Source organism: Mycobacterium sp. TH-M25, from assembly GCF_057473665.1.
Genome location: NZ_JBYCLA010000174.1, coordinates 1 through 7,662, shown reverse-complemented (window position 1 = coordinate 7,662; position 7,662 = coordinate 1). Strand labels below are relative to the sequence as shown.

The following is a 7,662-nucleotide window of genomic DNA, read 5'->3' as shown; positions in this document are numbered from 1 at the left end:
CGGCGTGGTCGGGGTCGCCCGGCGCACCGACCGTGGTCACCGGCACCTCGGTCGATCCGTAGACGCGGGTGACGACGGCGCGTTCGAAGTAGTCGGCGGCCTTGCGGATCAACGACGGCGCCACCGATGCACCGCCGCAGACGAATAGCTTCAGCTCCGGCAACCGGGTTCCGGCACGCTCGGCTGCCGCCAGCAATTGCTCCAGGAACGGCGTCGCCCCGGCGATGTGCGTACAACCTTCTGCTCGGATGAGCTCGACTGCGGTATCGGCGTCCCAGCGGTCCATCAGCACCGCCGACGTGCCGAGCAACAATGGACATTCGAACGCATAGATGGAACCGCCGATATGGGCGAGCGGCGACGGCACCAGGAACCGGTCACCGGGCTGTACCCCCCAGTGGTCATGTAGCTGCATGATCAGCGCGTGCATCGAGTTGTGGCTGTGCAGAACGCCTTTGGGGCGGCCCGTCGTTCCCGAGGTGTAGAGGATCATGCGCACCGCATCGGGATCCAGCGCGGGCAGCTCGCCGGGGTGTGCCTCGGGTAGCGGCGAGCCCTCGCGGACCACGACAACCTCGGGCGGGTCCGCCAACTGAGCCGTCACCCGCGTTAGCATCGCCGCATAATCGTGGCGACCGAACACCGACGGCACGAAGATCATCCGGGCGTCGGCGTCGTCGAGGATGAATTTCACTTCACGATCCCGCAGTGACGGCAGGATGGGGTTGACCACCATTCCGGCGAGCGTCGCCGCGAGATAGATCACCGCCGCCTCATACCAATTGGGCAGCATCAACGACACCACGCTGCCGACCGGTATGCGCTCCAGCATCGCCGCGGCCAGTGCCGTCGCCTGCTGGTGCAGCGTCAGGCAGTCGATGCGGTGTTCGCCGTCGACCAGTGCCACGCGCCGCGGTGTCTGGCGCGCGGCGACGGCGAGTGCATCGGCCAACGTGTCACGCCCCCACCAGCCGCGCGCATAGGCGTGCGCGGCCCGCTCGTCATCCCAGCGGACCGTTCGTCCACCGATCAGTTTGGTGTTCGACATCGCCGCATGTGAGATTAACCGCGGACCCGTCGCATCGTCATCGAGTGACGGAAACGCGATGCCGGATGCGTGTTGATGGTCAACTGGGCGACTTGGCCGTCCGAAGTCGCATAGGTGCGGTGTACTTCGAGTGCGGGGCTGCAGGCCTCGACGCTGAGTTGCTCGGCCAGCAGCGGCGAAATCAGCACCGCGGCGATCTCCTGACGGACCTCGACGATGCTCACGCCGAAAATGTCTTCGATCAGAGGAAATATCGGACCGCTGTGCCGCGGCAGCAGCCTGCCCACCCCGGCGAATGCCCGGTTGATGTAGTACTCGGTCCGGCAGACCGGGAACTCCGCGCCGTCGATGCGGCGAAAGCCGTTGACAGACAGCCACTCTTCGCCGACGGCGAACCCGGTACGAGTCGCCAGCTCGTCGTCGACGGCGATCATGCCGGTGGACTCGATCGCGAATTGCGCACCGCTGGCGAAGGCCAACAGGTCGTTGATCGAGACGACATCTTGGACATAGGCGTCCGAGGACGGCCGCGGCACCACGAGAGTTCCCGATCGCGGCCGTGACGCGACCAGGTTGTCATCCCGCAGTCGGCGCAGTGCTTCTCGGACGGTGTACCGGCTCACCGAAAAGCGTTCACATAATTGGTGTTCGGTGGGCAGTTGCGACCCGACCGGGTAGACGCCGTCGACGATCTCCTTGCGCAGCGCCCGGGCGACCTGCAGGTAACGGTGGTCGGCGGCGTCAGCCATTGCGGTCCCGTCGACGAAATGCCAGCACGCTGCCGTCGGCGTCGGCGGACATATACAGCGTGCCGTCTGGCCCGGCGGCAATGCCGGCGAACGGTCCTTGCGGTCCGGAAAACGGTGGCATTCCCTTCAGCGGCTTGGGAACCACCCCCGGTGCGGCGCCGAGCGGCAGCCCGGCGGCGACGGTGTGCCGGGTGCCGTCTTGGTCGACGGCGATCAGCGCTTTGGCGCCCGCGTCGACCACATACAACCAAGACCCGTCGACCAGAATGCCTTGCGGACAATCGAATCCGTCGGCCAGGGTGTGGGCACCGGAGTTGGCGAGCCGGACCACTCGGCCGGCGCCGGCCTCCGACACCAGCAAGCCGCCGTCGGGCGCGCCGGCGACACCGATCGGGTCGACCAACCCGGACGCGACCACCTCGACCCGACCACCCCGGATGGTGACCACCCGTCCGGTCCCGAGCTCGGCGGCCGCTATAGTTCCGTCGGCGGCGATCGCCAGCCCGTAGAGCTGATCGAATCCGTCGGCTATAACCTCACTTTCGCCGCGGCACGGCCAGTAGCGCGACACCTGACCGCCGGAGGTGGTGACCACGAATTCACCTGGACCGGACGGCACCAGTCCGCGCAGGAACCCGGGGTAACCCGGACTGAACAGCATTCCCACGGTGTGCAAGGTGTGGTCGGGTCGCATTACGTAGAAGTAGGTGCCGTCGGCGATATAGAGTTGTCCGTCGCTGCCCACAGCCAGATCCAGCGGCCAGTTCAACCCGGCGGCTAGCGTGACTTCGGTTGTTCCAGAGAGGATTTCGACGATCTCGCCGGTGAAGTTGGAGACAAACAATCGGTCACCGACAAACGTGCAATTGTCCAGTCCGGGGTTGAGATTGGCCAGCACCGTCTGCGCGCCGGTCCGTGGATCGATGCGCAACACCTGACCACTGTGTACCTGTGTCGAGACGATCTGGCCGCGCGAGTCGAATTTCACCGAGTCGGGTACGCCCAGCCCGGTGGCGACCGTTTCCGGCGCGCCGCCGTCGAGGCCGATACGCCAAATTTCATTGGCGCCCATCACCGGGAAGTACAGCAATCCGTCCGGCCCGACTTCCATCGCGTTGGGCGACGGCACGTTGTCCAGCAACACCCGCGGCTCCCCGCCGTCCAGGTCGAGTTCGAGAATCCTTCCGCCCTCCCGACATTCGTTGATAAACAGCCTGCCCTGATGCACGGCGATGCCGTTGGCCGAAGGGACATCGGCCCGCAGCACCCGGGTACGGCCATCGGTGCCGCGCACACTGACCCGGCCGTCCATCACCTCGGTGGCAAAGAGATCACCGCGCGGACCGAACGCCACGTCGTCGGGCGCAATGATGTCGCCGCCCCTGGCGCTGACGGTCTCCAGTCGACCGGTGCCGAGGTCGAGTGCGCTGATCTGGCTCCCGGTGACCTGGGCGATGTAGATCCTGCCGTCGGGGCCGGTCCGCAGCCCGTTGGCGCCGAACAGCCTGCTGGGCGCGGTAAGTCGCTCCAGCTGCCATCCTTTGGCGACGGCCGGTGACACTCCGGTTCCGGAGCGGTCTTCCTGCAACAACATCGACGCTGACCTCCGGCCGGTGACGTTAGCAACCGAGTGTGGTCCAGACAAGAGTTAGAAGATGTCCGATCAGGGCCACTTGACGCTTGGCTGTTTGCAGAGAATCATATTCTCAATTACGCGTATGACGCTATCTTGTCCGGACAAAGGGTTCTGTAGCAGTGGTCGATAACCCGCTCGGTCTGCGGGGTCGCGTGGTCGTGGTGGCCGGCGCGGCCGGTGGCGGCATCGGCACCACCGTCGCCCGCATGGTCGCCGAGGCCGGTGCCACGGTGATCGCGGTCAGCCGGGGCAAGGACAACCTCGACCACCACATCGCCCCGATGATCGACCGGGGGTTGTCTATCGTTCCCCTGGCCGCCGACGTCGCGACCGAGGACGGTGTGGCGGCGACCCTCGAACAGGCCCTCAACGCCGACGGTCAGTTGCACGGATTGGTCAACGTGGCGGGCGGAGCCGGCCCGCAGACCTGGATGCCGTCGACCCGGGTGACGCGCAGTGACTGGCGCGACCTGTTCACCGCGAACCTGGAGACCGCGTTCTTCATGAGCCAGGCAGTGGCCGCGGAGTTGAAGGCGCGTAACCGCCGCGGCTCGATCGTGTCGATCTCGTCGATCAGCGGGATGAACACCGCGCCGTTCCACATCGCCTACGGCACCGCCAAGGCGGCCATCGCGGCAATGACCCGCACCATGGCCGTCGAACTCGCCCTCGACGAGATTCGGGTTAACGCCGTTGCGCCCGGGGTCACCGCTACCCCGGCCTCGCTCACCTACGTCGACGACGACGCCGATCGAGATCGCAAGGCGATTGCGATGGGCCGACGCGGCCGGCCAGAAGAAATCGCCGGCGCGATCCTGTTCCTGCTGTCCGACATGTCCAGCTACATCACCGGTCAGACCCTGTTGGTCGATGGCGGTCTGGACCTCAAATGGACCCACCTTGACGCCGACAACACCTCGCTCTTCCTCAAGGACGACTCCTTCCGAGAAGCGATAAGGAGACCGTGATGACCGACACCCAAGTCGAAGCGCCGGAACTACTTTCGGAGCCGGTGACCATAGGCGTCGAGGCGTATTTGTCTCAGGACTATGCTCGCGCCGAACGGGACAAGCTGTGGCGCAAGGTCTGGCAGCAGGTCGGGCGCGTCGAGGATCTGCCGAAGACCGGCAGCTTCCTGACCTATGACATCCTCGACGACTCCGTCGTCGTGGTCCGCACCGGCCCTGACTCGTTGAAGGCGCACCACAACGTCTGCGTACACCGTGGGCGTCGCCTGGTCGACGTGCCGGACGGCGCCAAAAATGCTTGCGGACACAAGAAATCGTTTGTCTGCGGATTCCACGGCTGGACCTACGGCTTGGACGGCGACTGTACTCACATTCCGGAACGGCAGGACTGGCAGGACTCGCTGACGGCGGAGAACACCCACCTGGCGCCGGTGCGCGTGGACACCTGGGGCGGATGGATCTTCGTCAACCTGGATCCCGACTGTGAGCCGCTACGCGACTATCTCGAACCCGCCGCCACCATGCTCGACCCATTCGGGCTGCAGAACATGCGGGTGAAATGGCGTAAATGGCTCACTTTCCAATGTAATTGGAAGGTCGCGATCGAGGCGTTCAACGAGACCTACCACGTCGCCACCACGCATCCGCAATTCAACAAATTCGGCACGTTCCGCGGCTGGGCCAATGCGCAGGGCAAGCACAGCAACATCGGCTACGACGCGCCGAAAGACCTGTCCGAGACCAAGTCCAAGATTCGTCTCGGCACCGGTGACCCCCGCATCTCGACCGCGGAAATGCAGATATACACGCTCGAAGAGACCAACGCGACTACCACCACAACGCTGGTGGAGGCCGCGAAGCGGCTTGCCGACGAACTGCCCGAAGGCACCCCGCCCGACCAGGTGCTCAGTCATTGGCTGGCCGCGGCCCGCAGTGACGATGCCGCCCGCGGCGTGATGTGGCCGACCATCGATCCCGAGCACCTGGCAAAGAGCGGTACTGCCTGGCAGATTTTCCCCAATTTTCAGATAGGGCAGGGACTTACGACTGCGCTGTGTTACAGCGCCCGGCCCAACGGCTACGATCCGAACAGCTGCATCTTCGAAGCCTCGTGCTACGAGCTCTACCCCGAAGGGCAAGAGCCGCAAACCGAGTGGGAATACCTCGTGGCCGACGATCCCGGCTGGCGCACGGTCTTCCCGCAGGACTTCTCGAACATGGCTGCCGTACAGCAAGGAATGAAATCGCTTGGCTTCAAAAGAACCAAGCCCAACCCCTATATGGAACGCAGCACCGTCAACCTGCATACGCAATTGTCGAAATACATGGGGACCGGCGCGCCGCGAGCTGTCGCAAAGGAGCAACGATGAAAGTCAACCTCGGGTTTGGCACCCACAACTCCCACGACTGGGACGATCGCGTCCTGGCCGGCGACTTCAGCCGGCCGCCCGCGACTCCGGACTGGGAGTGTGTGCAGGGCACGCTCGAAATCGCCGATCTGGCAGAGCCGCTCGGATTCGACGGCATCTGGATGCCCGAACATTGCGGAACACCATACGGGATGACGCCCAATCCGATTCAGGCGCTGAGCTACTTCGCCGGGCGCACCGAGCGGGTCGGTCTGGGCACCTTCGTGGCCGTCGCGCCGTGGTGGCACCCGATCCGGCTAGCGCACCAAATCGCCTACCTGGACGTCATTTCCAAGGGCCGCTACACCACCATCGGGATCGGCCGCGGCGTGTCCAAGAGCGAATTCGACGCGGTCGGTGTGCCGCGCGAGGAAAGCCGGCAGCGGTTCAACGAAACCCTCGACATCCTGGAGTTGGCTTTCTCCGGCAAGCGCTTCTCCTACGAGGGCGAGATCTTCAAGGTTCCGGAGATGTCGCTGCGCCCGGAGCCGCTGAGCAGCGACCTGTTCTCGCGGATCTACAGCTCATCCTCGACGGCCGAATCGATGGAGATCCTGGCGCGGCGCGGCATGATCCCGCTGTTCGTGGGCAACAAGCCGATCGAAGACGCCGGCCGGGAAGTGCAGCTGGTCAACACGTTCCGCAAAGAAGAGGGCCTGAGGCCCTGCCAGCCGAAGAACGTCATGTTCATGTACTGCGCGCCTGATGCCGCCGACGCTGCCAAGACCGAGGAGTGGATCTGGACAGCCAACCGCGACGTCACCGTGCACTACGGGTTCGCCGACGCCTCGAACTTCAAGGGCGTCAAGGGTTACGAGGCCTACGCAGCACGGGAGGCCACCGCGACGGCGGTGTTGGCCTCTTCGGTGACTGGGGAAGACAAGGGTAAACCGAAGACACCCGGATACCATGCGTCCAACCTGCTGATCGGAACACCGGAGGAGATCTTCAGCCGGATCCAGGCCGCCCAGCAGGCGTGCTCGTTCTGCGAGCTCACCATCGTCCCGCAATTCGGCACCATGCCCTACGAGGAGGCCATCGCCAGCACCACGCTGTTCGCCCGGGAAGTGCTGCCGGCGGTTCAGAAGATGGCCGCGCCGCTGCACCGCGCTGCGCTGCCGGAGAACGCCTTGGCATGACGGCCCCCGACTGCCCACAGCCGACGGACACTCCCGACGACGTCGATATCGAGACGCTGCGGGAGAAGTATCGGGTCGAACGTGAAAAGCGGCTCCGATCAGAGGGTTCCAGGCAGTACGTGGAACTCGAAGGCAATTTCGCCGGTTACTACGAAACCGACCCGCATTCGCCGCCGCTGGTGCGCGACCCGATCGCCGAGGACATCGACGTCGCGGTGATCGGCGGTGGCTTCGCCGGTCTGCTCTGCGCCGCGCAGCTGAAAAAGGCAGGGGTCGACGATGTCCGGATCATCGAATTGGGTGGCGATTTCGGCGGCGTGTGGTACTGGAACCGTTATCCGGGAATCCAGTGCGACAACGAGTCCTATTGCTACATACCGCTCCTCGAGGAACTTGACTTCATGCCGAGCAAGAAGTTTGCCGACGGCGCCGAGATTTACCAGCACTGCCGCAACATCGGCAAGCATTTCGGGCTCTACGACGGGGCGATCTTCTCCACTCAGGTCCGCGACATGCGTTGGGACACCGGCATCAAGCGCTGGCGGATCGGCACAGACCGCGGCGACGACGTCCGCGCGCGCTTCGTGGTCCTGGCGTCCGGACCGTTCCATCGGCCTAAGCTGCCGGGCATACCTGGGATCAAGGACTTCCGGGGTCACAGCTTCCACACCTCGAGGTGGGACTACTCCTACACCGGTGGCGACAGCACGGGC

The 7,662-nt window shown here is 64.7% G+C and carries 7 protein-coding genes; 4 read left to right on the top strand and 3 right to left on the bottom strand.

The genetic code is table 11. From position 1 onward, the window contains the following. The 3 genes from AC2VOU_RS05965 to AC2VOU_RS05955 form a co-directional block, all read right to left on the bottom strand. A partial coding sequence (locus AC2VOU_RS05965) for an AMP-binding protein (RefSeq protein ID WP_486956538.1) occupies window positions 1–1,048 on the bottom strand: 1,048 nt, incomplete at its 3' end. Between the two features lie 14 nt (window positions 1,049–1,062). Further along, window positions 1,063–1,797, bottom strand: a complete 735-nt coding sequence (locus AC2VOU_RS05960) for a GntR family transcriptional regulator (protein ID WP_486956537.1) — start codon at window positions 1,795–1,797, stop codon at window positions 1,063–1,065. Continuing rightward, window positions 1,790–3,391, bottom strand: a complete 1,602-nt coding sequence (locus tag AC2VOU_RS05955) for an SMP-30/gluconolactonase/LRE family protein (RefSeq protein WP_486956536.1) — start codon at window positions 3,389–3,391, stop codon at window positions 1,790–1,792. The genes AC2VOU_RS05960 and AC2VOU_RS05955 overlap by 8 nt, the downstream gene beginning before the upstream one ends. Before the next feature lie 161 nt (window positions 3,392–3,552). Between AC2VOU_RS05955 and AC2VOU_RS05950 the strand changes: the two genes are divergently transcribed. From AC2VOU_RS05950 to AC2VOU_RS05935, 4 genes are all read left to right on the top strand, one after another. Continuing rightward, window positions 3,553–4,401: an SDR family NAD(P)-dependent oxidoreductase gene (locus AC2VOU_RS05950; protein ID WP_486956535.1), complete on the top strand. Its 849-nt coding sequence runs from the start codon at window positions 3,553–3,555 to the stop codon at window positions 4,399–4,401. Beyond that, complete coding sequence (locus tag AC2VOU_RS05945) at window positions 4,401–5,771, top strand: aromatic ring-hydroxylating oxygenase subunit alpha (RefSeq protein ID WP_486956534.1); 1,371 nt, start codon at window positions 4,401–4,403, stop codon at window positions 5,769–5,771. The genes AC2VOU_RS05950 and AC2VOU_RS05945 overlap by 1 nt, the downstream gene beginning before the upstream one ends. Next, window positions 5,768–6,949, top strand: a complete 1,182-nt coding sequence (locus tag AC2VOU_RS05940) for an LLM class flavin-dependent oxidoreductase (protein WP_486956533.1) — start codon at window positions 5,768–5,770, stop codon at window positions 6,947–6,949. Before AC2VOU_RS05945 ends, AC2VOU_RS05940 begins: the two co-directional genes overlap by 4 nt. Next, window positions 6,946–7,662 (top strand): flavin-containing monooxygenase (locus AC2VOU_RS05935; RefSeq protein ID WP_486956532.1); only part of this gene is annotated, 717 nt, incomplete at its 3' end. The genes AC2VOU_RS05940 and AC2VOU_RS05935, both read left to right, overlap by 4 nt.